At 70.8% G+C, this 24,116-nt stretch carries 7 protein-coding genes; 6 read left to right on the top strand and 1 reads right to left on the bottom strand.

The features are described from left to right. The coding region (locus tag D0T12_RS34000; protein ID WP_117405127.1) for a Clp protease N-terminal domain-containing protein at nt 1-1,528 on the bottom strand (1,528 nt) is incomplete at its 3' end. Nucleotides 1,529-1,639: 111 nt separating this feature from the next. Here D0T12_RS34000 and D0T12_RS33995 point away from each other — a divergent pair. The 6 genes from D0T12_RS33995 to D0T12_RS33970 all read left to right on the top strand — a co-directional run bounded on the left by D0T12_RS33995 (nt 1,640) and on the right by D0T12_RS33970 (nt 24,086). Beyond that, nucleotides 1,640-2,254 carry a TetR/AcrR family transcriptional regulator gene (locus D0T12_RS33995; RefSeq protein WP_158581729.1) on the top strand — a complete coding sequence of 205 codons (615 nt, stop codon included), beginning with the start codon at nt 1,640-1,642 and terminating at the stop codon, nt 2,252-2,254. A gap of 196 nt (nt 2,255-2,450) precedes the next feature. Next, nucleotides 2,451-7,730, top strand: coding sequence for a type I polyketide synthase (locus D0T12_RS33990; RefSeq protein ID WP_267900434.1), 5,280 nt, complete (start codon nt 2,451-2,453; stop codon nt 7,728-7,730). A gap of 27 nt (nt 7,731-7,757) precedes the next feature. Next, nucleotides 7,758-13,067 (top strand): type I polyketide synthase, encoded by a 5,310-nt coding sequence (locus D0T12_RS33985; protein ID WP_117405121.1) that lies wholly within the window; start codon nt 7,758-7,760, stop codon nt 13,065-13,067. A gap of 14 nt (nt 13,068-13,081) precedes the next feature. Continuing rightward, complete coding sequence (locus D0T12_RS36905; protein WP_147339741.1) at nt 13,082-22,654, top strand: type I polyketide synthase; 9,573 nt, start codon at nt 13,082-13,084, stop codon at nt 22,652-22,654. Next, on the top strand, nt 22,651-23,865 hold the full coding sequence (locus D0T12_RS33975; protein ID WP_117405117.1) for a cytochrome P450: 1,215 nt from the start codon (nt 22,651-22,653) through the stop codon (nt 23,863-23,865). The genes D0T12_RS36905 and D0T12_RS33975 overlap by 4 nt, the downstream gene beginning before the upstream one ends. Further along, nucleotides 23,862-24,086: a ferredoxin gene (locus D0T12_RS33970; RefSeq protein WP_117405115.1), complete on the top strand. Its 225-nt coding sequence runs from the start codon at nt 23,862-23,864 to the stop codon at nt 24,084-24,086. Before D0T12_RS33975 ends, D0T12_RS33970 begins: the two co-directional genes overlap by 4 nt. Nucleotides 24,087-24,116: the final 30 nt, after the last annotated feature.

The following is a 24,116-nucleotide window of genomic DNA, read 5'->3' as shown; positions in this document are numbered from 1 at the left end:
GTTCGTCCTCCATCCGCAGCAGCCGGGTCGACTCCTCCTCGGTCAGCTTGAACACCGGGATCCCGGTCGCGGTGGCCAGCACCTCGGCGATCAGCTCGTCGGTGACCTCGGCGACCACGTCCATGTCGCCGGCCTTCCACTCCTTCTCCCGCTGGGCCTTCTGGCCGAGGAGCTTCTTCTCCGAGTCGCGCAGCGCGGCGGCCTTCTCGAAGTCCTGGGCGTCGATCGCCGATTCCTTCTCCCGCCGCACATCGGCGATCTTCTCGTCGTACTCGCGCAGGTCCGGCGGCGCGGTCATCCGCCGGATCCGCATCCGGGAGCCGGCCTCGTCGATCAGGTCGATGGCCTTGTCGGGCAGGAACCGGTCGGAGATGTACCGGTCGGCCAACTGCGCCGCCGCGACCAACGCGCTGTCGGTGATCGACACCCGGTGGTGCGCCTCGTACCGATCCCGCAGCCCCTTCAGGATCTCGATCGTGTGCGACAACGACGGCTCGGCCACCTGGATCGGCTGGAACCGCCGCTCCAACGCCGCATCCTTCTCCAGATACTTGCGGTACTCGTCCAACGTCGTCGCACCGATCGTCTGCAATTCACCCCGGGCCAGCGGGGGTTTGAGAATCGATGCGGCGTCGATCGCCCCTTCGGCGGCGCCCGCGCCGACCAGGGTGTGCAGCTCGTCAATGAAGAGAATGATGTCGCCCCGGGCACCGATTTCTTTCAGCACCTTTTTGAGGCGCTCTTCGAAGTCGCCGCGGTAGCGGGAACCGGCGACCAGCGCACCCAGGTCGAGCGTGTAAAGGTGCTTGTCCTTGAGGGTCTCGGGCACCTCGCCCTTGACGATCTTCTGGGCCAGGCCCTCCACCACGGCGGTCTTACCCACGCCGGGCTCACCGATCAGCACCGGGTTGTTCTTGGTCCGGCGCGACAGGACCTGCATGACCCGCTCGATCTCCTTGCCACGACCGATCACCGGATCGAGCTTGCCCTCCCGCGCCGCCTGCGTGAGGCTACGGCCGAACTGGTCGAGGACATGCGACGTCGCCGGGCCGGACTCGGTGCGCTCGGCCGCGGCACCGGGCTCCTTGCCCTGGTAGCCGTGCAGCAACTGGATGACCTGCTGACGCACCCGGTTCAGATCGGCGCCCAGCTTCACCAGCACCTGCGCCGCGACACCCTCACCCTCACGGATCAGACCCAGCAGAATGTGCTCGGTCCCGATGTAGTTGTGACCGAGCTGCAACGCCTCACGCAACGACAGCTCAAGAACCTTCTTGGCGCGCGGAGTGAACGGAATGTGCCCCGACGGCGCCTGCTGCCCCTGACCGATGATCTCCTCGACCTGCTGGCGCACCGCCTCAAGACTGATCCCCAGGCTCTCCAAAGCCTTGGCGGCCACACCCTCACCCTCATGGATCAGGCCCAACAGGATGTGCTCGGTGCCGATGTAGTTGTGGTTGAGCATCCTGGCCTCCTCCTGGGCCAGGACGACAACACGCCGCGCACGATCGGTGAACCTCTCGAACATCTCGTCGCCCCCAAGGAAGCCTTAGGCCCTAGAATCGGAGTACACACTCTGCTTAAAGTTTACGGAGTGAACACTCCGGAAGTCAACCGAAGCCCGGGGAGACGCAGACCGATGACCTCGTACGACCACCCCACTCCCACTCACGGCGGGCCGCCGGGCGGCACGGGCAGGGCGCTCCGAGCCGACGCGCGGCGGAACAGGGCCCGCATCCTGCAGACCGCCGAGGCCGTCTTCGCCGCCAAGGGCTCCGCCGCCTCCACCGAGGAGATCGCCCACAAGGCCGGCGTCGGGCACGGCACCGTCTTCCGGCACTTCCCGACCAAGGAGGCGCTCCTCCAGGCGATCCTCGAAGCGCTCGCGGACCGGCTGGCCGAGGAGACCCGCGCCCTCGTCGAAACCGGCGATCCCGCCACCGCGTTCTTCCAGTTCTTCACCCGGATGGTCGAACAGTCGGCCGAGAAGAAGACCGTGGTCGACCTGCTCGCCGACGCGGGCATCGACGTCACCGCCGCCAAACCGATCCATGCCCTGCGGCAGGCCATCGAGGAGCTCCTCGCCAACGCCCAGCGCGCGGGCACCGTACGGGAGGACGTCCGCGTCCCCGAGGCGATGGCCCTGATCATCGGCGTCTGCCAAGCGTCCCTCCACACCAGTTGGGGGCCCGACCTTCAGGCTCGAACTCTCGCGGTCGTCTTCGACGGGCTGCGTCCTCGGCATTCCCGCTGAGGAACCGCCGCTCGCCACTCCCCAATATGCCACCGGTCCCTAAAAGATGACTTTGATTCATCTCACATCCATCAGCTGACAGAACCGAGCTTTAGACCGGGATAAGGGCACCGTTAGCCGTCCGACCTAGCCTCGCTGAGTCGACTGGTAGCAGTACCCCCTGCTCTGGGAGCAGCGCTGATGGGAGCCGAGCCCGGTGGCGAATGAGGAAAGACTGCGCGCCTATTTGAAGCGCGTGACATCCGACCTTGTCGAGGCGAAACGCCAGATGGGCGAACTCGCCTCAAGTCGGCGTGAGCCGATCGCCGTCGTGGGCATGGCCTGCCGGTATCCCGGTGGCGTGAAATCCCCCGAGGGCCTCTGGGACCTGGTGTCCGACGGCGTGGACGCGATCTCCCGCTTTCCGGACGACCGCGGCTGGAACACCGAAGAACTGTACGACCCCGAACCCGGGCGCGCAGGGAAGACGTATTCGATCGACGGCGGTTTCCTGCACGACGCCGCCGAGTTCGATCCCGCGTTCTTCGGCGTCTCGCCACGCGAGGCCATCGCGATGGACCCGCAGCAGCGGCTCCTGCTGGAGACGACCTGGGAGGCGTTCGAGGACGCGCGCATCCCGCCCCGAACACTCCGGGACAGCCGCACCGGCGTCTACACCGGGATCATGTACGACGACTACGCCTCCCGGGTGCGGAGGCCACCCGACGAACTCGAGGGCTACCTCGGGCAGGGCAGCGCGGCGAGCGTCGCGTCCGGGCGGCTGTCGTACACGTTCGGCCTGCAGGGGCCCGCGGTCACCGTGGACACGGCCTGCTCGTCCTCCCTGGTCGCCGCGCATCTCGCGGTGCAGGCACTTCGCAACGGAGAGATCGACCTGGCCGTGGCCGGGGGCGCCACGGTCATGGCCACACCGATGGTCTTCGTCGGCTTCAGCCGCCAGCGGGGGCTCGCTCCCGACGGCCGCTGCAAGTCGTTCGCCGGGGCCGCGGACGGCACCGGCTGGGGCGAGGGCGTCGGACTGCTGGTCCTGGAGCGGCTGTCGGACGCCCAACGCAACGGCCACACCGTACTCGCGGTGATCCGGGGAAGTGCCATCAACCAGGACGGCACGACCAGCCAACTCTCAGCGCCCAACGGCCCATCGCAGGAACGTGTCATCCGACAGGCCCTCGCCAACGCCGAGTTGACCCCGGCCGACATCGACGCGGTCGAGGCCCATGGGACGGGTACGACTCTGGGCGATCCGATCGAGGCCCAGGCGCTAATCAACACCTACGGGCAGGATCGTCCCGAGGACCGTCCCTTGTGGCTGGGCTCGATCAAATCCAACATCGGACACACCCAGGCCGCCGCGGGCGTCGCCGGGATCATCAAGATGATCGAGGCGATGCGGCACGGCGTCCTGCCGCAGACCTTGCACGTGGACGAACCAACCCCGCACGTGGACTGGGCACAGGGCGCTGTCTCGCTCCTCACCGAGCCGGCCGCCTGGCCGGAGACCGGACGCCCCCGCCGGGCCGGGGTGTCCTCGTTCGGGATCAGCGGCACCAACGCCCACATCATCCTCGAACAGCCGCCCGCAGCCGACCCGACCGAGCCCGCTCAACCCAGCGACATTCCAGTCCCATGGGTGCTGTCAGGCAAGACTGAATCCGCGTTGCAGGCCCAGGCCGCACAGTTGCTGGATCTGATCGAGACCAACCCGGACCTGGATCCGGCCCAGGTGGCCTACTCCCTGGCCACCACCCGCACCCACTTCGACCACCGCGCCGCCGCCATCGGCACCACGATCGACGACCTCCGCCACGCCCTCACCAACAACCTCGTCCAGGGCAGCACGCGGACCGGGAAAACCGCATTCCTGTTCACCGGCCAAGGCGCCCAATGCCTAGGAATGGGCCGCGAACTCTACGACACCTTCCCCACCTTCGCCGACGCCCTCGACCAAGCCATCGCAGCCTTCGACGACCTGCCGCTGCGTGAGGTCATGTGGGCGACCGACCCCACCGACGGGCGGCTGCACCAGACCCAGTACACCCAACCCGCACTCTTCGCCCTGGAAACCGCGCTGTTCCACCTCCTCTCGCGTTGGGGCATCACACCGCACTACCTACTCGGACACTCCATCGGCGAACTCACCGCCGCCCACACCGCAGGCGTCCTCACCCTCGAAGACGCCGCACGGCTGGTCACCACCCGCGCACGCCTGATGCAAGAGCTACCCGCCACCGGTGCCATGACCGCCATCCAAGCCACCCCCGACGAAATCACTCCGCACCTGGGTGACGGAGTCGCCATCGCCGCCATCAACGGCTCCCACTCCACCGTCATCTCCGGCGACGCCGCAGCGGTCCACGAACTAGCGGACCGGTTCGCCGAACAGGGACGCAAGACCCGAAACCTGACCGTCAGCCACGCATTCCACTCCCCCCACATGGACCCGATCCTGGACCAGTTCCAAACCGTGGCCGAAAGCGTCCAATACCGGCCGCCCACGATCCCGATCGTGTCCAACCTGACCGGGACCATCGCCACCACTGAGCAACTCACCTCACCCGGCTACTGGACACGCCTCATCCGCGAACCCGTCAACTTCCACGCCGGCGCCACCACCCTCACCGAACACGACGTCACGACCTATGTGGAGTTGGGCCCGGACGCGGTCCTGTCCGCACTTACCGACCAACCCGGCATCCCGCTCCTACGCCGCAACCAACCAGAAGCCGAAACCGCCGTCACCGCCCTGGCCACCGCACACACCCAAGGCATCCCCGTCGACTGGGACGCCGCCCTCCCCCATGCCCCGACCATCGACCTGCCCACCTACCCCTTTCAAAGGGAGACCTACTGGCTCGACGCGTCGGACTTTGACAGTGCCGATGTGATCGCGGTGGGGCTCAGTGCGGCCGATCATCCGATGCTGGGCGCCACGATCGGCCTGGGCGATGGGCAAGGGGTGTTGTTCACCACGACGCTTTCTCAGCGCGCTTATCCGTGGCTGAGTGATTTCGCTTTCGAGGACGTTCTTCTGGCGCCGGTGTCCATTCTTGTCGAGCTGGCTCTGCACGCGGCGGACCAGCTTGGTCTCGATCACGTCGACGAACTCGTGGTCGACTCTCCTCTGATCGTCCCTACCGTGGGCGAGACCGCCTTGCAGCTCTTTCTCGGACCCGCCGAGGACGACGGAAGGCGGACCCTCACGTTCTACTCCCGTCCCGCCGATGATGCCGGTGCGGAATGGGTGCGGCTTGCTCAAGCACACCTCACACCGCGAACGGCCGAATCGCAGGAGATCGACGACGAGAGCCGTTCAGTCGAGGTAGGGCTTCCCACGGACGTGGCGACGGAGGGCTTCGGTATTCACCCCGCTCTTCTCGAAATGGCCGTCAGGGACACAGGGGATGGCTCCGGGGCGCCGGAGCTTCCCCACATCTGGAAGGGCGTACGCCTTCATGCGACCGGTGCGACGACCGTGCGGGCCCGGCTCTCCCCCGCAGGCGGCCTGACGCTCGTCGACCCCGCCGGTGCACCGGTCCTGACCGTCGAGTCGCTCTCGTTGCGAGCCGTCACCGCGGAGGATCTCAGGCTTCACGAGTCCGGATCTGGGCCGCTCTACGAACTCGTGTGGCACGAGGCGAAGGCTTCGGTGAAGCCGCCGGACGCTCCTGCATGGGCCGTGCTGGGGGACGCGATCTCCGGTCTACCAGGCGCGGTCCATGGGGATCTGGACGCGCTTCGCCGTGCGCTCGACGAGGGTGAGTCCGCGCCAGAGGTGATCGTCGTACCGTGTCGTGGCTCCGGAGAAGACGTGCCCGCCGCGGCCCGCACGATCTCCCTGGATCTGCTCGCAGTGCTTCAGGGCTGGCTCGCCGACGAGCGGCTCGCGGACACACGCCTTGCCGTCGTCACCTCCGGCGCGGTCGCCGTCGCCGAGGCCGAGGAGGTGACCGATCCAGCCGCCGCCACAGCGTGGGGGCTCGCCCGTTCCGCGCAGAGTGAGAACCCGGGCCGGATCGTCATCATCGACGTCGCCGCAGGCGCCGAAGGACGGATCCCCGAGGCACTGGCCGGTGACGAACCTCAGCTCGCGGTCCGTGCCGAGGGGCTCGTCGTGCCTCGTCTCGTGCGCGTCGACCCGCCCGACGCCCCGGACCGTCCGGCCTTCGATCCGGAGAAGACGGTTCTGATCACCGGAGGGACCGGAATCCTCGGCTCGTTGTTGGCGCGGCATCTGGTCGCTCGGCACGGCGCCCGGAGCCTTCTGCTCACCAGCCGACGCGGTCCCGACGCCGAAGGCGCCGCCGAACTCGAAGCCGAACTCAAGGGCCTGGGCGCGGAGGTCACCATCGCGGCCTGCGACGCCGCCGACCTCGACGCGCTCGCCGACGTCCTCGCGGGGCGGCGGCTCACCGCGGTCATCCACACGGCCGGGGTTCTCCGTGACGCCACGATCGGCTCGTTGACGCCGGAGCACCTGGACATCACCCTGCGTCCCAAGGTCGACGCGGCGTGGAACCTGCACCGGCTCACGCTCGACCATGACCTGTCCGCCTTCGTCCTGTACTCGTCGGTCGCGGGCACGCTCGGGCACGCGGGTCAGGGCAACTACGCGGCCGCGAACACCTTCCTCGACTCCCTCGCCCACCATCGCCGCGCGCAGGGGCTGCCCGCCTCTTCTCTCGCCTGGGGTGTCTGGGAGCAGGCGACCACGATGATGGCGCAGTTCCTCGACCACGCCGAGGCGACACTGCTGCATCGGACCGGTCTGGCCCCGATCCCGGCCGAGCAGGGACTCGACCTCTTCGACGCCGCCCTCCGGCTCGACCGTCCGACGCTGCTGCCCGCCCGGCTCGATGACGCGACTCTCCGGCGGCAGGCCACCGCGGGGACGCTCAGCCCGGTCCTGCACGGATTGTTCTCCGCGCGCAGGCAAGCCGCTCAGGCCGCCGCCTCCGAGTCGCTCCGGCAGCGTTTGACCGGCCTTCCGGCAGCGGAACAGCGGGACCTGCTGCGGAACCTCGTCCGCGAGCACGCCGCGTCCGTCCTGGGCCACGAAACGGCCGGCACGCTCAACCCCGAGCACGCGTTCAAGGAACTCGGCTTCGACTCGCTGGCCGCCGTCGAACTCCGCAACCAGCTCGGTGCCGCCACCGGCCTGCGCCTCCCCGCGACCCTCATTTTCGATCACCCCAATCCGAACACTCTCGCCGATCACCTGCTCGCCCGGCTCGCGCCGGGCGCGGCCGACACGGCGGCGGCCCTCCTCGCCGAAATAGACCAACTGGAGGCGGCGCTCACCGCGGCCGAGGTCGCCGACAGGGCACGACCGACGATCACCGCACGTCTGCAAACGCTGCTCCGGAAATGGAGCGGCGATCCTTCCGAGACCGACGATGACGCACTCGGCGATGACCTCTCCTCGGCCTCCGATGAGGAGATCTTCAGCGTTATCGAGGACGAACTCGGAATCTCCTGATCCGACTTCCAAGGGTGCCTACGTCGCATGACGAACGAAGAAAAGCTCCGGGACTACCTGAAGCGTGTGACGTCCGAGCTCAGACAGACACGCAAACGCCTCGTCGAGGTGGAGTCCGCCGGTGCCGAACCGATCGCGATCGTGGGCATGGGATGCCGGTATCCGGGTGACGTGCGTTCCCCGGACGATCTGTGGCGGCTGGTCTCCGAAGGCGTCGACGCGATCAGCGACTTCCCCGACAACCGTGGCTGGGACCTGGACGCACTGTACGACCCGGACCCGGACCGGCCCGGCAGGACCTACAGCCTCAAGGGCGGGTTCATTCACGACGCCGACCAGTTCGACGCCGCGTTCTTCGGGATCTCGCCACGGGAAGCCCTCGCGATGGACCCGCAGCAGCGGCTTCTCCTCGAAACCGCCTGGGAGACGTTCGAGCGGTCGGGTATCGCCCCGGACTCTCTTCGAGGCAGCGACACCGGCGTCTACGTGGGCACCAGCGACCAGGACTACGCGGTCCTCCTGACCGGCCTCCTCGAAGAGGTGGAAGGCTACCTGGGCACCGGTAACCTCCCAGCGGTCATCGCCGGTCGAGTCGCCTACAACCTGGGGTTTCAAGGCCCGGCCGTCACTGTCGGAACCGCGTGTTCGTCGTCGCTGGTGGCGATGCACCTGGCCGCGCAGGCCCTGCGCGACGGCGACTGCCACCTCGCGTTGGCCGGAGGGGTCGAGGTCGCCGCCACCCCCAGCCTGTACGTCGAGTTCAGTCGTCAGCGGGGGCTCGCTCCCGACGGCCGCTGCAAGTCGTTCGCCGGGGCCGCCGACGGCACCGGCTTCTCTGACGGTGTTGGGCTCGTCCTGCTGGAACGGTTGTCGGACGCCGAACGCAACGGCCACCGCATCCACGCCGTCATTCGAGGCAGCGCCGTAAACCAGGACGGCGCCTCCAACGGGCTGACCGCGCCCAACGGCCCGTCCCAGGAACGCGTCATCCACCAGGCTTTGGCCGCCGCCCGGCTGGCCCCGCACGAAGTCGACGCGGTCGAAGCCCATGGGACGGGTACGACTCTGGGCGATCCGATCGAGGCCCAGGCGCTAATCAACACCTACGGGCAGGGTCGTCCCGAGGACCGTCCCTTGTGGCTGGGCTCGATCAAATCCAACATTGGACACACCCAAGCCGCCGCAGGTGTCGCCGGAGTCATCAAGGTGATCGAGGCCATGCGGCACGGCGTCTTGCCGCAGACCTTGCACGTGGACGAACCCACCCCGCACGTGGACTGGACGCAGGGCGCGGTCTCGCTCCTCACCGAGCCCACTCCCTGGCCCGAGAATGGCCATCCCCGCCGAGCCGGAGTGTCCTCGTTCGGAATCAGCGGCACCAACGCCCACATCATCCTCGAACAACCCCCAACCCCAAAACCCACCGAACCCGCCGAGGCGATCACTGCGCCCGTGCCCTGGGTGATCTCCGCGAAAACCGAACCAGCCCTACACGCCCAGGCCGCCCAACTGCTGGACCTGATCGAAGCCAATCCCGAGCTGAGCCCCGCGGAAGTCGCGCGCACACTGGCCACCACCCGCACCCACTTCGACCACCGCGCCGCCGCCATCGGCACCACGATCGACGACCTCCGCCGCGCCCTCACCAACAACCTCGTCCAGGGCAGCACGCGGACCGGGAAGACCGCGTTCCTGTTCACTGGCCAAGGCGCCCAACGCCTAGGAATGGGCCGCGAACTTCACGACAACTTTCCCGCCTTCGCCGACGCCTTCGACGAAGCGTGCTCCGCCTTCGACCTGCCCTTGCAGGACATCATGTGGGCGACCGATCCCGATGATGAGCGGCTGCACCAGACCCAGTACACCCAACCCGCACTGTTCGCGCTCGAAACCGCGCTGTTCCGGCTCCTCTCGCGTTGGGGCATCACCCCGCACTACCTACTCGGACACTCCATCGGCGAACTCACCGCCGCCCACACCGCAGGCGTCCTGACCCTGGAAGACGCCGCACGGCTGGTCACCACCCGCGCCCAACTCATGCAAGAGCTACCCGCCACCGGCGCCATGACCGCCATCCAAGCCACCCCCGACGAAGTCACTCCGCACCTGGGTGACGGAGTCGCCATCGCGGCCATCAACGGCGCCCACTCCACGGTCATCTCCGGCGACCGCGACGCCGTCCACGAACTGGCCGCACGGTTCGCCGAACAAGGACGCAAGACCCGAAACCTGACCGTCAGCCACGCATTCCACTCACCCCACATGGACCCGATCCTGGACCAGTTCCAAACCGTGGCCGAAAGCGTGCAATACCGGCCGCCCACGATCCCGATCGTGTCCAACCTCACCGGAATTATCGCCACCACCGAACAACTCACCTCACCCGACTACTGGACACGCCTCATCCGCGAACCCGTCAACTTCCACACCGGCACCACCACCCTCACCGAACACGACGTCACCACCTATGTGGAGTTGGGCCCGGACGCGGTCCTGTCCGCACTCACCAACGAGCCAGGCATCCCGCTCCTGCGCCGCAACCAACCAGAAGCCGAAACCGCCGTCACCGCCCTGGCCACCGCACACACCCAAGGCGTCGCTGTCGACTGGAACACCGTCCTCCCCAACGCCCCGACCATCGACCTCCCCACTTATCCCTTCCAACGTCAGCGTTACTGGGCCGTGGCCGCTCAGGCCGGTGATCCCGGTGGGCTGGGGATGAGAGATGTCGGACATCCATTGTTGGGGGCCGGGGCGGAACTCGCCGACGACAAGCGCGAGTTGTTCACCGCGCGGTTGTCGAAGCACACCCATCCGTGGTTGGCGGAGACGACCGAAACCGTGCTGGTCGAACTGGTGCTGTACGTCGCCGATCATCTGGGGTTCGAGGTCGTCGACGAACTCGTCCTACAGAGTCCGTTCGCGCTTCCGGATTCCGGTGCCGTAGTAGTTCAGCTTCTCACCGGGAGGCCCGAGACGGACGGCGGTCGGACGCTCACCGTGCATTCCCGGAAAGCGGGAGACGACGAAGGTCCGTGGATCCACCACGCCACCGCCACCCTGTCCCCCGGATCCGACAGCTCCGCCACACCCCCGAGCACCGATGGTGAGCCTCTCGGCGAGGTCCGGCTGCCCGACGGGGTCAGGGCGGAGGGGTTCGGTCTGCACCCCGCTCTCCTCGATGCGGCGATCAAGCCACTGCTCCTCGACGAGGACGAGGACGAGGAGCACCGGACGCGTTGGCCGTCCGTCTGGACGGGGGTACGCCTGCACGCCGTCGGGGCGGACATGCTCCGCGCAAGCCTCTCGCCCGTAGGCGAGGACCGGTTCCGGTTCACCGCGCTGGACGCGGCGGGGGCACCGGTCCTGACGGTCGAATCGCTGACGGTGGCGCCGTTGCCGGAGGAGCGGCAGAGGGAGACCCACGGCTCGCTGGATTCGCTGTACCACCTCGACTGGATCGAGGTGACACCCCCGGACGAACCGGTGGAGGGGCCGTTCGCGGTCTTGGGTGAGCCGTTGCCCGATCTGCCCGGTACGGCCTACGACGACTTGGAGAAGTTGCGCGCGGCGCTCGACGCCGGTGAGCCGGCTCCGCGGATCGTGATCCACCGTGTCGCCCCGGCATCGGAAGCGTCGGGCGCCGCCGAGACGCGTCTCGTCGAGACGCTCACGCTGTTGCGTTCCTGGCTCGCGGATGAGCGGCTCGCGGACGCGCGGCTGGTCGTCCTGACCTCGGGCGCGGTCGCCGCCCGCGACGGCGACGGCGACGGGATCCGTGATCTCGCGGCCGCGCCGGTCTGGGGTCTGGTCCGGTCCGCGCAGAACGAGCACGCGAACCGGGTTTCGCTGCTCGATCTCGTTGACGCCGACGCGGCGACCGGTTCGCCGGTCGCGAGGGCGCTGGCCTGTGCGGAGCCGCAGCTCGCCGTCCGCGCGGGCCTGTTCTGGGCGCCGCGGCTCGTGCCGGTCCCGGCGTCGACGGCCGCGGCCGGAACCCGTCCCCTCGATCCGGACGGAACCGTGCTGATCACCGGTGGGACGGGCGGGCTCGGTTCGCTCCTGGCCCGCCATCTGGTCGCCCGGCACGGCGTCCGGCGGCTCCTGCTCACCAGCCGCCGCGGAACGGACGCCCCGGGGGTCGCCGACCTCACCGCCGAGCTCACCGCGTCCGGGGCGGAGGTCACCGTCGCCGCGTGCGACGCGGCCGACCGCGACGCGCTCGCCCGGGTGATCGGCGGGCATCGTCTGACCGCCGTCGTGCACGCCGCCGGTGTCCTGGACGACGGTGTGATCACCGAGATGTCCCCGGGGCAGCTCGCCACGGTCCTGCGCCCCAAGGTCGCCGCCGCGTGGAACCTGCACCACCTCACCCGAGACCACGACCTGGCCGCGTTCGTCCTGTACTCCTCGCTGTCGGGCATCATCGGCGCTCCCGGGCAGGGCAACTACGCCGCGGCGAACACCTACCTCGACGCGCTAGCCCACCACCGCCACTCCAACGGTCTCCCCGCCACATCCATCGCCTGGGGCCCCTGGGACGGGGACGGCGGCATGAGCGCGCGGCTCGACCAGGCCGGTCTGGCCCGGATTCGCCGGACGGGCGTCACCCCCCTCACGTCGGAGGAGGGACTCGCGCTGTTCGACGCGGCGCTTTCCACGGGCCTGCCGGTCGTCGTCCCCGCGCGTCTGAACGGGCCGGCGCTGCGTGCGCAGCAGGAGATCGGGATGCTGCCCGCCGTGCTGGGGCGGCTCGTGCGCGGCGGCAGGCGCCGGGCGGCGCGATCGGCGGGGGACGGGACGGCCGCGTGGGCGCGGCGCCTGGCGGGACGGCCGGTGCCCGAACAGCAGCGCCTGCTGCTCGATCTCGTCCGCGCCAACGTCGCCATGGTCCTCGGTCATGACACGCCCGGCGCGGTCACGGCGACGCAGCCGTTCAAGGAGATGGGCTTCGACTCGCTCGCCGCCGTGCAGCTCCGCAACCAGCTCGGCACGGCGACCGGGCTTCAACTCCCCGCCACGCTGGTCTTCGACCATCCCAACCCGATCGCCCTCGCCGAACGGCTACGCGACGAACTCGCGGCGGCGACCGGCGCCGCCTCGCCGCTGCTCGCCGGGCTCGACCTCCTGTCCGACGCGATCGCCGGCGGCGAGGGCGACCCGGCGACCCGGGCCGAGGTGGCGTCACGCCTCCAGGACCTCGTGCGGCGGCTCGTGAACGGGACCGAGCACGGCGCGGACGTCCCGGAGCCGGGCGTGGACGTCGCCGAACGGCTCCGGGCGGCGACCGGCGAGGAGATCTTCGACTTCATCGACAACGAGCTCGGAACGCCTTAGGAGTGCTGATCGCGATGGCGAATGAGGAGAGGCTCCTCGACTACCTCAAGCGGGTCACGGCCGAGCTGTACGAGGCGCGGCAGCGGCTGCGGGAGGTCGACTCCGCGGAGCGGGAGCCGATCGCGATCGTCGGCGCCGGCTGCCGGTTCCCCGGCGGTGTGACGTCCCCCGAGGATCTGTGGCGGCTGGTCGGGTCGGGCGGTGACGCCATCGGCGACTTCCCGGAGGACCGCGGCTGGGATCTCGCGGACCTCTACGACCCCGACCCGGAGAAGCCGGGCAAGACGTACACGCTCAAGGGCGGTTTCCTTCACGACGGGGCAGATTTCGACCCGGCGTTCTTCGGCATCTCTCCGCGTGAGGCGATCGCCATGGACCCGCAGCAGCGCCTGCTGCTGGAGACGGCCTGGGAGGCGTTCGAACGCGCGGGCGTCGACCCGGACTCGGCACGCGGGTCGTCCGTCGGGGTGTTCACGGGTCTGGTCGGGACCGACTACGCCGCCCGGCTGTTCCACCACACGCCGGAGGAGCTGGAAGGCTTCCTGATGACCGGCAACAGCACGAGCGTCGCGTCTGGACGGCTCGCGTACACCTTCGGGTTGCAGGGCCCCGCCGTCACGGTCGACACCGCCTGCTCGTCCTCCCTGGTGGCGTTGCACCTGGCGTGCCAGGCCCTGCGCGACGGCGACTGCGACATGGCGTTGGCGGGCGGCGCGACGATGGTCGCCACCCCACTGGTGTTCGTGGAGTTCAGCAGGCAGCGCGGTCTCGCGCCCGACGGCCGGTGCAAGGCGTTCTCGGCGGACGCCGACGGCACCGGCTGGGGCGAGGGCGTCGGCATGGTGCTGCTGGAACGGCTGTCGGACGCCGAACGCAACGGCCACCACGTCCACGCGATCATTCGCGGCAGCGCCGTGAACCAGGACGGCGCGTCGAACGGCCTCACGGCGCCGAACGGCCCGTCGCAGGAACGCGTGATCCGGCAGGCCCTGGCGAACGCCCGGCTCACGCCCGCCGACATCGACGCCGTCGAGGCCCACGGGACGGGCACCACCCTCGGCGACCCCATCGAAGCCCAGGCGCTCCTCAACACCTACGGGCGGCATCGTCCCGACGACCGGCCCCTCTGGCTCGGCTCCGTCAAGTCCAACATCGGGCACACCCAGGCCGCCGCGGGCATCGCGGGCGTCCTGAAGATGATGGAGGCGATGCGGCACGGGACCCTGCCGCCGACCCTCCACGCCGGGACCCCGTCACCGCATGTCGACTGGTCGCAGGGCGCCGTGTCGCTGGTCACCGAGCCGACGCCGTGGCCCGAGCGGGACGGCGCCCGCCGCGCCGCCGTCTCCTCGTTCGGCATCAGCGGCACCAACGCCCACGTCATCCTCGAACGGCCGCCCGCCGGCGAGCCCGCGGAGCCCGCCGCCTCCGCCGATCCGGGCCCTCTCGCGCTGCCGTGGGTCATCTCGGGACGGTCGCAGCAGGCGCTAAGGGCCCGCGCCGAGCAGTTGCACGCCTTCGCCGAGGCCGCGCCCGAACTCCGGCCCGCCACCATCGGCCGGTCGCTTCTCACGACGCGGGCGCTGTTCGAGCACCGGGCCGCGGTCGTCGCCGACGACCGCGACGGTCTCCTCGACGGACTGGGCCTGATCGGCCGTGGACTGCCCGGCGCCGGTGTCGTCACGGGCACCGTCCTGGAGAACGCCCGCAACGTCGTCTTCGTGTTCCCCGGGCAGGGATCCCAGTGGACCGGGATGGCGACGGAACTGCTGCGCGCCTCGCCCGACTTCCGGGACCGCCTGACCGCGTGCGCCGAGGCGCTGGCCCCGCACACCGGCTGGTCGGTCCTCGACGTCCTCGACGACGCCACCGCGCTGGAACGCGTCGACGTCGTCCAACCCACCCTGTTCGCGATCATGGTGGCGTTGGCGAGGCTGTGGCGGGCGCACGGCGTCGAACCCGCGGCCGTCGTCGGCCACTCGCAGGGCGAGATCGCCGCCGCGTGCGTCGCGGGCGGGCTCTCGCTGGAGGACGCCGCCCGGGTGGTGGCGCTGCGCAGCAAGGCCATCACCGCGCTCAGCGGCCGCGGCGGGATGGCCTCCGTGCCCCTCCCCGCGGAGGAGGTCACCGCCCGGATGGAACCGTGGGCCGGACGGATCGACGTCGCCGCGGTGAACGGCCCGTCCGCCACTGTGGTCTCCGGCGCCGACGACGCCCTGGACGCCCTGGTCGAGGCGTGCCAGGCCGACGGGGTGCGCGCCAAACGCATCGCCGTCGACTACGCCTCCCACGCGCCCGGCGTCGAGGAGCTCCGCGACACGCTCCTCCGCGACCTCGCGCCGATCAGCCCGCGGCCGGGCGACGTGCCGTTCTTCTCGACCGTGACCGGCGACTGGCTGGACCCGCGCGAACTGACCGCCGAGTACTGGTTCCGGAACCTGCGTCACCCGGTCCGGTTCGCGGACGCGACGAAGACGCTGACCGAGCTGGGTCACACGGTCTTCATCGAGGTCAGCCCGCATCCGGTGCTGACCGTCCCGGTCCAGGAGACCATCGACTCCGGTCAGGTGGCGGGCCGCGCCATCGGCACGCTCCGCCGCGACCACGGCGGCCCCGCCCAGTTCACCACCGCGCTCGCCGAAGCGCTGGTCAGCGGTGTCCCCGTCGACTGGGAACCCGGCCGTGACACCTCCCACGACCGGCCGGTCGACCTGCCCACCTACCCGTTCCAACGGCGCCGCTACTGGCTGGACGCCCCGGCGGGCACGGGCGACGTCACGGCGGCGGGCCTGGCCACCGCCGACCACGAACTCCTCGGCGCGACACTCGGACTCGGCGACGGAACGGGCGCGGTGCTCACCGGCAGGCTGTCCCTCCGCGCACAGCCCTGGCTGGCCGACCACGCCGCGGGCGGGACGACCCTGCTGCCCGGAACCGCGTTCGTGGAACTGGCGCTGCGCGCGGGCGACCACACCGGCTGCGACCACCTCGAAGAACTCACGCTCGAAAGCCCCCTGGTCATCCCCGCGTCCGGGGCGGTGACGCTCCAGGTCACCGCCATCGCCGAAGGGGACGAGGGCCGCCACTCGGTGGCGATCTACTCCCGTCCGGCCGACGCCGCCGACGAGCATCCCTGGACGCGGCACGCCACCGGCTCGATGGCGCCCACCGCCACGGCCACCGCCGCGCCCGGCGGCGCACCGGCGGAGGCGTGGCCGCCGCCCGGAGCGGAACCCGTCGACGTCACCGACCTCTACCCGCGCCTGGCGGACGCGGGCTACGGCTACGGCGCCGTCTTCCAGGGGCTACGGGCCGCCTGGCGGGCGGGCGACGACCTGTACGCCGAGGTGCGTCTGCCGGAGGACACTCCCGTCGACGGTTTCGGTCTCCATCCGGCGTTGCTGGACGCCGCGCTCCACACGATCGCCGTCAGCGCGGACGGCGGTTCGGACGAGATCCGGTTGCCCTTCGCCTGGACGGGCGTGCGGCTGTTCGCGGTCGGAGCGTCGGCGCTGCGCGTCCATGTCTCTCCCTCCGGCGCGAACACGTTCCGGCTGACGCTCGCCGACCCGCAAGGAGAGATCGTCGCGACGGTCGAGTCTCTGGCCCTACGTCCCGTCACGGCCGACCAGCTGAAACCCGACCAAGCCGGACGCGACCCGCTCTTTCAGGTGGAGTGGGTGGAGATCCCCATCCCCACCACCACCGACGGCGGCGACGCGTCCGAGCCGGAGATTGTCACCCTGCGCGCCGAAGGCGAAGGCCCCCACGACCCCGAACACGTCCACGCCCTCACCGAACAAGCCCTCACCCTCATCCAAAACAACCCCGACACCCGCCTGATCATCCTCACCCACCACGCCATCGCCACCACACCTGACGAACCCATCCACGACCTGCCCGCCGCAGCGACCTGGGGTCTGCTGCGCACCGCACAAAACGAGCACCCCGAGCAGATCACCCTCATCGACACCGACCATCCCGACAACAAAGACCTCATCCCCGCAGCCCTGGCCACTGGCGAACCCCAACTCGCCATCCGCAACCACACCCTCCACACACCCCGCCTCACCCCCACCACCAGCAAAGACCAGCAGGCGCCCGACCTCGACCCTGACAGGACCGTCCTTATCACTGGTGGCACCGGCACCCTCGGCGCCCTCATCGCCCGGCACCTGATCAACAGGCACGGCGCCCGCAACCTCCTCCTCACCAGCCGCCGCGGCCTCGACGCGCCTGGTGCCCACGACCTCGCCACCGAACTCACCCAACTCGGCGCCAACATCACCATCACCGCCTGCGACACCACCGACCCCCACGCCCTAGCAGACCTACTCGACGGCATCCAGTTGACCGCCGTCATCCACGCCGCAGGAATCCTGGACGACGCCACCATCACCGCACTCACACCCCAACAACTCCACACCGTCCTACGACCCAAGGTCGACGCCGCCTGGAACCTCCACCACCACACCCAAAACCACGACCTCGCCGCGTTCATCCTCTTCTCCTCCGCCGCCGGCACCCTCGGCAACCCCGGACAAGCCAACTACGCCGCCGCCAACACCTACCTCGACGCACTCGCCCACCACCGCCACACCAACAACCTCCCCGCCACATCCATCGCCTGGGGACTGTGGTCCGACAGCAGCGGCATGACCGGCCACCTCGACCAGGCCGACCTCGCCCGGCTCCGCCGGACGGGGATGATTCCGTTGAGCGCCGAGGACGGCCTGGCGTTCTTCGACGCCGCTCTCGCCGCCGGTTCTCCCACGGTCGTTCCGGTGCGGCTGGACAGGGCGGCGATCCGCGCGCAGGCGGAGACGGGGGCGTTGCCGCGGCTGCTGCACCGGCTGGCGGGCGTTCCGGTGCGCCGGTTGGCGCACGGCGCGGACCCATCGTCGCTGGCCCGGGATCTGGCGCGGCGGTCGGGGCCCGAGCGGCGGAGGGTCGTCCTGGATCTGGTGTTGGCGCATGTGGCGGCGGTTCTCGGGCACGCCGAGCCGGAGGCCGTCGAGCCGGAGCAGGCGTTCCGGGAACTGGGGTTCGACTCGCTCACCGCCGTCCAGCTCCGCAACCAGTTGGGCGCCGCGACCGGGCTGCGGCTGGCGCCGACCGTCGTCTTCGACCATCCGACGGCGACGGCGCTCGCCGATCATCTGCTGGGCGAGCTGGTCGGCGGCGCCCGGGACGCCGGCTCCGGTCTCCCCGCCGCGGCGACGGCCCCGTCCGCCGACGAGCCGATCGCGATCGTGGGGATGGCGTGCAGGTATCCGGGCGGGGTGGGGTCGCCGGAGGATCTCTGGCGGGTCGTCGCGGACGGCGCGGACGTCATGGGGTCGTTTCCCGCCGACCGGGGTTGGGATCTCGACGACCTCTACGACCCGGACCCCGACCGTTCGGGCAAGGTCTACACGACGAGCGGCGGTTTCCTGGACGACGCGGGCGAGTTCGATCCGGCGTTCTTCGGCATCTCGCCGCGCGAGGCGGTCGCCATGGACCCGCAGCATCGTCTGCTCCTGGAGACCACGTGGGAGGCGTTCGAACGCGCGGGCCTGGATCCGCGGTCGTTGCACGGCACGAAGACCGGCGTGTACACGGGGTTGATGGGCGGCGACTACGGCGTCCACCTGTTCGAGAGCCGTCCCGAGGATCTGGACGGCTTCCTGATGACCGGCAACAGCAACAGCATCGCCTCGGGTCGTGTGGCGTACACGTTCGGGCTTCAGGGCCCGGCCGTCACGGTCGACACGGCCTGTTCGTCGTCGCTCGTCGCGATGCACCTGGCGGGGCAGGCCCTGCGCAACGGGGACTGTGATCTCGCGTTGGCGGGCGGGGCGACGGTCATGGCGACTCCCGCGGTGTTCGTGGAGTTCAGCAGGCAGCGGGGTCTCGCCCCCGACGGACGGTGCAAGGCGTTCTCGGCGGACGCCGACGGCACCGGACTGTCCGAGGGGGTGGGGATGCTGGTGCTGGAGCGGCTTTCGGACGCCGAACGCAACGGTCACCGTGTCCTGGCGGTCGTCCGGGGAAGTGCCGTGAACCAGGACGGCGCGTCCAACGGTCTGACCGCGCCGAACGGTCCGTCGCAGGAACGCGTCATCCGGCAGGCGCTCGTCAACGCGCGGCTGTCCCCCGGTGACGTCGACGCGGTCGAGGCGCACGGCACCGGCACCACCCTCGGTGACCCGATCGAGGCGCAGGCGCTTCTCAGTACCTACGGGCAGGGCCGGTCCGACGAGCGGCCTCTGTGGCTCGGTTCGGTCAAGTCCAATCTCGGGCACACGCAGGCCGCGGCGGGTGTCGCCGGGGTCATCAAGATGGTGGAGGCGATGCGGCGCGGGGTCCTCCCGCCGACCCTCCACGCGGACGCGCCGTCGCCGCATGTCGACTGGACGGCGGGTTCGGTGCGGCTGCTCACCGAACCGGTCCCGTGGCCGGTCAACGGTCACCCGCGGCGCGCCGGGGTCTCGTCGTTCGGGATCAGCGGCACCAACGCGCACCTCGTCCTCGAACAGGGGCCGGAGCCGGTGGAGGAGGAGGGCGATCCGCGGGGTGGGCCGCCGGCCTCCGCGGTTCTTCCGGCGCCGGTGCCGTGGCCGGTGTCCGCGCGGACGGGGGCGGCGCTGCGGGACCAGGCGGCGCGGCTGCTCGCCTTCGTCGACGCCCGGCCGGACGCCGATGTCGTCGACGTGGCCCATTCCCTCGCCGTGACCCGTACCGCGTTCGCGCACCGCGCGGTCGTGATGGGCCGGGACCGGACTGAACTGCTGGCCGGGCTGCGCGCGCTGAGCCGCGGCGAGCCCGCGCAGGAACTCGTTCAGGGCGTCGCGCCGGCGCATTCGGGCAGGCTGGCGTTCCTGCTGTCGGGGCAGGGCAGCCAGCGTCCCGGCATGGGGCGGCGCCTGTACGAGGCCCATCCGCGGTTCGCCGAGGCCGTCGACGAGATGTGCGCGGTGCTCGATCCGCTTCTGGAGACGCCGCTGCGGGACGTCATGTTCGCCGATCCGGGCAGTTCCGAGGCGGCGCTGCTGGATCAGACCCGCTACACGCAACCGGCGCTGCTGGTGTTCCAGACGGCGCTGTTCCGGCTGCTCGACGGTTTCGGGCTCGCCCCGGACTTCCTCCTCGGGCATTCCGTCGGCGAGGTGACCGCAGCGCACGTGGCCGGGGTCCTGTCGCTGCCGGACGCGTGCGCGCTGGTCGCCGCGCGTGGGCGGCTGATGCAGGCCGCGACGCCGGGCGGGGCGATGGTCGCGATCCAGGCGGCGGAGGACGAGGTGCTGCCGGTTTTGGAGGGCCGGGAGCATCTGGTGAGCGTCGCGGCGGTGAACGATCCGCGCTCGGTGGTGGTGTCCGGTGACGAGGCGACGGTCGGGGAGATCGCGGAGGGGTTCGCGGAGCGGGGTCGGCGGACCCGGCGACTGCGGGTGAGTCACGCCTTCCACTCGCCGCACATGGATCCGATCCTCGACGAGTTCCGGGCCGTGGTCGCCGGGCTGGATCTGCGTCCACCGGCCATCCCGATCGTGTCGAACCGCACCGGCGGGTTCGCCGAGCCGGAGGAGATCTGCTCGCCTGACTACTGGGTGGCGCAGTTGCGCGGCACCGTCCGTTACGTCGACGGCGTCCGGCATCTCGCGGGGCAGGGCGTCACCTGCCATGTGGAGCTGGCGCCGCAGCCGGCGCTCACCCAGCCGACGACGCACACGCTCGGCGACGGCGCCACGGTGATCCCCGTGACGCACGGTCGGCAGCCGGAGACGGTGGGGCTGCTCGGCGCGCTCGCGCGGACGCATCTGCGCGGTCGCGGCCCCGACTGGGCGGCGGTCGTCGGCGGTGGCCGCCGGGTGGACCTGCCCACCTACGCGTTCCAGCGGCGCCGCTACTGGATCACCGCGCCGGAGTCCGGGCGCGGGCCGGAAGGGGCGGGCCGGGACTCGGGTTTCTGGTCGGCGGTGGAGCGGCACGACCTCGCGGCCCTCGCGGACGCGCTCCAGCTCGACGGCGACGAGCAGCGCCGGGTCCTCGGGTCGGTGCTGCCCGCGCTGTCGGCGTGGCGGCGCAGCGGTTCGTGGTGGCACCGGGTCGCGTGGGAGCTGGTGGCGGCGGGGCCGCCGCCCGCGTTCTCCGGGGTGTGGCCGCTGATCGTTCCGGCGGGCCACGCCGGGCCCGCGGTCGCGGCGGTCACCGAGGCGTTGGCCGCACGCGGCGCGAAGGTCGTGCCGGTCGAGGTGGACGGCACCGGACCCGACCGGCTCGACGCCGCCCTGCCGGACGCCGCCGCCGTCGAGGGGGTGCTCGTCGCCGCCTTCACCGCGCGGGTCCCCGGCGTGGAGGAGGCGCTCGACACGCTGGGACCGGACGCGCCGCTGTGGGTCCTGACCTGCGGCGCGGTGTCCACGGGACCGGCCGATCCCGTCGCCGACCCCGACCGGGCCCGGGGCCGGGGCCTCGCCGATCGGCTCGGGCGGCGGTATCCGGCCCGCCGGGTCGGGGTCCTGGATCTTCCGGAGCATCTCGACGACCGCTCCGCCGCGTCGGTGGCGGGGGCGCTGGCCGGGCGCCACGACGATGTCGCGGTCCGGCCGGACGGGCTCCACCGGCGCCGCCTCGTCGCCGTCCACGGCGGCGACGGGCAGGGGCGGGCCTCCTGGGTCGACGGGACCGTGCTGGTGACGGAGGCCGACGGGGCGCTCGGCGGCGAGGTGGCCCGCTGGCTCGTCCGGAACGGCGCGCGGCGGCTCCTGCTCACCGTCCGGCCGGGGACGGGCCTGTCCGACCTCGGCGCCACCGGCGATTCCACGGGGACGGACGTGACCGTCACGGTCGCCGAATGCGACCCGGCGGACCGGGACGCGCTCGCCGCGCTGCTCGGGGACGTCCCCGACGACCGTCCCGTCACAGGCGTGTTCCACACCGCCCGGGACGAGGCCGCCGAGGAGGTGAACGCCGCGGCGGCCCGCAACCTGCACGAACTCACGGCGCGTTGGGCCCCCGGCGCGTTCGTCCTGTCCGGTCCGGCCGCCGGCGCCGGCCCCGGAGCGGAGGTCGTCGGCTACCACGACGCCGTGGCCGCGCGTCGCCGCGCGGACGGGCTGGCGGGAACGTCGCTGAGCTGGGACCTGCACGGCGACCGTCCCGTCCTCCCCCGGTACGCCCTGGACGGGTTGCCCCGCGCGCTCGGCGGCGGCGCCGCCCATGTCATCGCCGACCCGCCCGCGGCGGCACCGGACGCGGACGGCGCCGCCGACCCGGACCACGACGAGGCGGCCGTGCTGCGGGACCGGCTGGCGGGCGAGGACCTGGACGGGCGGCGGCGGATCCTGCTGGACGTCGTCCGCGGCAAGGCCGCGGCGCTGCTCGGCCACGAGGGCCCCGAGGGGGTGGCCGTGGACGACCCGCTCCTGGAGGTCGGATTCACGTCGCTCACCGCGATAGAACTGCGCAACCAATTGTGCCGGGCGACCGGCCTCGAATTGCCGACGACCGTGGTCTACGACCATCCGACGCCGGACGCGCTGACCGAATTCCTGCTCATTGCCTCAGCCGAAGAGCCATCGACGACAACGGAGACACCGGCATGATCAACGAAGAGACCGGGGCGGCGTTGGACGCCCCCGCGTTCCCGCAGGAGCGGACCTGCCCGTACGAGCCGCCGCCGGGCTACGCCGAACTCAGGGAGAGGGGCCCGCTGTCGAAGATCACGCTGTTCGACGGGCGGACCGCGTGGGTGGTGACGGGGCACGCCGAGGCGCGTTCGCTGCTCGTCGACTCCCGCATCTCCGCCGACACGCAGAACCCCGACTTCCCGTTCCTCAGCCAGGCCCGCGCGGCGACCACCCGGCAGCGGACCATCGTGACGATGGACCCGCCCGAGCACGACGTGCACCGGCGGATGCTCATTCCGAGCTTCACCCTGCGCAAGATCAACGCGCTGCGGCCCACGATCGAGCGGGTCGTGGACGAGCTGCTGGACGGCATCACCGCGCGGCGGCCACCGCTCGACCTGGTGAGCGAGTTCGCGGTTCCGGTGCCGTCGATGGTGATCTGCGCGCTGCTCGGCGTCCCCTACGACGACCACGAGTTCTTCGAGCGGCAGACGCGGCGGATCGCGATCTCCGCCAACGACCGCACGGACGCCATGGCGGCGCTCGGCGAGCTGTTCGGCTACCTCGACGGGCTGGTGAAGTCCAAGGAGGAGGATCCCGGCGACGGTCTGCTCGACGAGCTGATCGAGTCGCAGCTGCGGCCCGGGAACCTGACCCGTGAGGAGATCATCCTCACGTCGATCGTGCTGCTGCTGGCCGGGCACGAGAACACCGCCAACATGATCGCGTTGGGGACGGTGACGCTGCTGCGGCATCCCGCCGAGCTGGACGCCCTGCGCGCCGACCCGGAGCTGATCTCCGGGGCGGTGGACGAGCTGCTGCGGTACACGGCGGTGGCCGACACGATGAGCCGTGTCGCGACCGCCGACATCGAGATCGCGGGGCATGTCATCCGGGCCGGGGACGGCGTGATCCTGCCGAACGCCGCGATCAACCGGGACGCGGCGGCGTTCGCGGACCCGGACCGGTTCGACGTCCGGCGCTCACCGGTCCGGCACCACAACACGTTCGGGTACGGGGTGCACCAGTGCCTGGGCCAGCACCTCGCGCGCCTCGAACTGGAGATCGTCTTCTCCCGGCTGTTCGAGCGGCTCCCGACCCTGCGGCTGGCCGTCCCGGTCGAGGAGCTGGAGATCAAACCGGCGGGCGGCGCGCAGGGCGTCTTCGAGCTTCCGGTGACCTGGTGAGCGCGGGCGACGGCGGCGGGCCGCCGCGGATCTCCGCCGACCCGGACCGCTGCCTCGGCGCGGGGCAGTGCGCGCGCAGCGCACCGGACGTCTTCGACCAGGACGACGACGGCACCGTCGTCGTCCTGCGGCCCGATCCCCCCACGGAAACCCACGACCAAATCCGCGAAGCCATTTATCTCTGCCCGTCCTCCGCAATTTCGTTCGACGCCGCCGAATAGCGCTTTAGCGGTCGCAAAGGGGTGCTTAAG

Source organism: Actinomadura spongiicola, from assembly GCF_003432485.1.
Lineage (GTDB): Bacteria > Actinomycetota > Actinomycetes > Streptosporangiales > Streptosporangiaceae > Spirillospora > Spirillospora spongiicola.
This window is presented reverse-complemented; position numbering and strand designations above follow the sequence as displayed.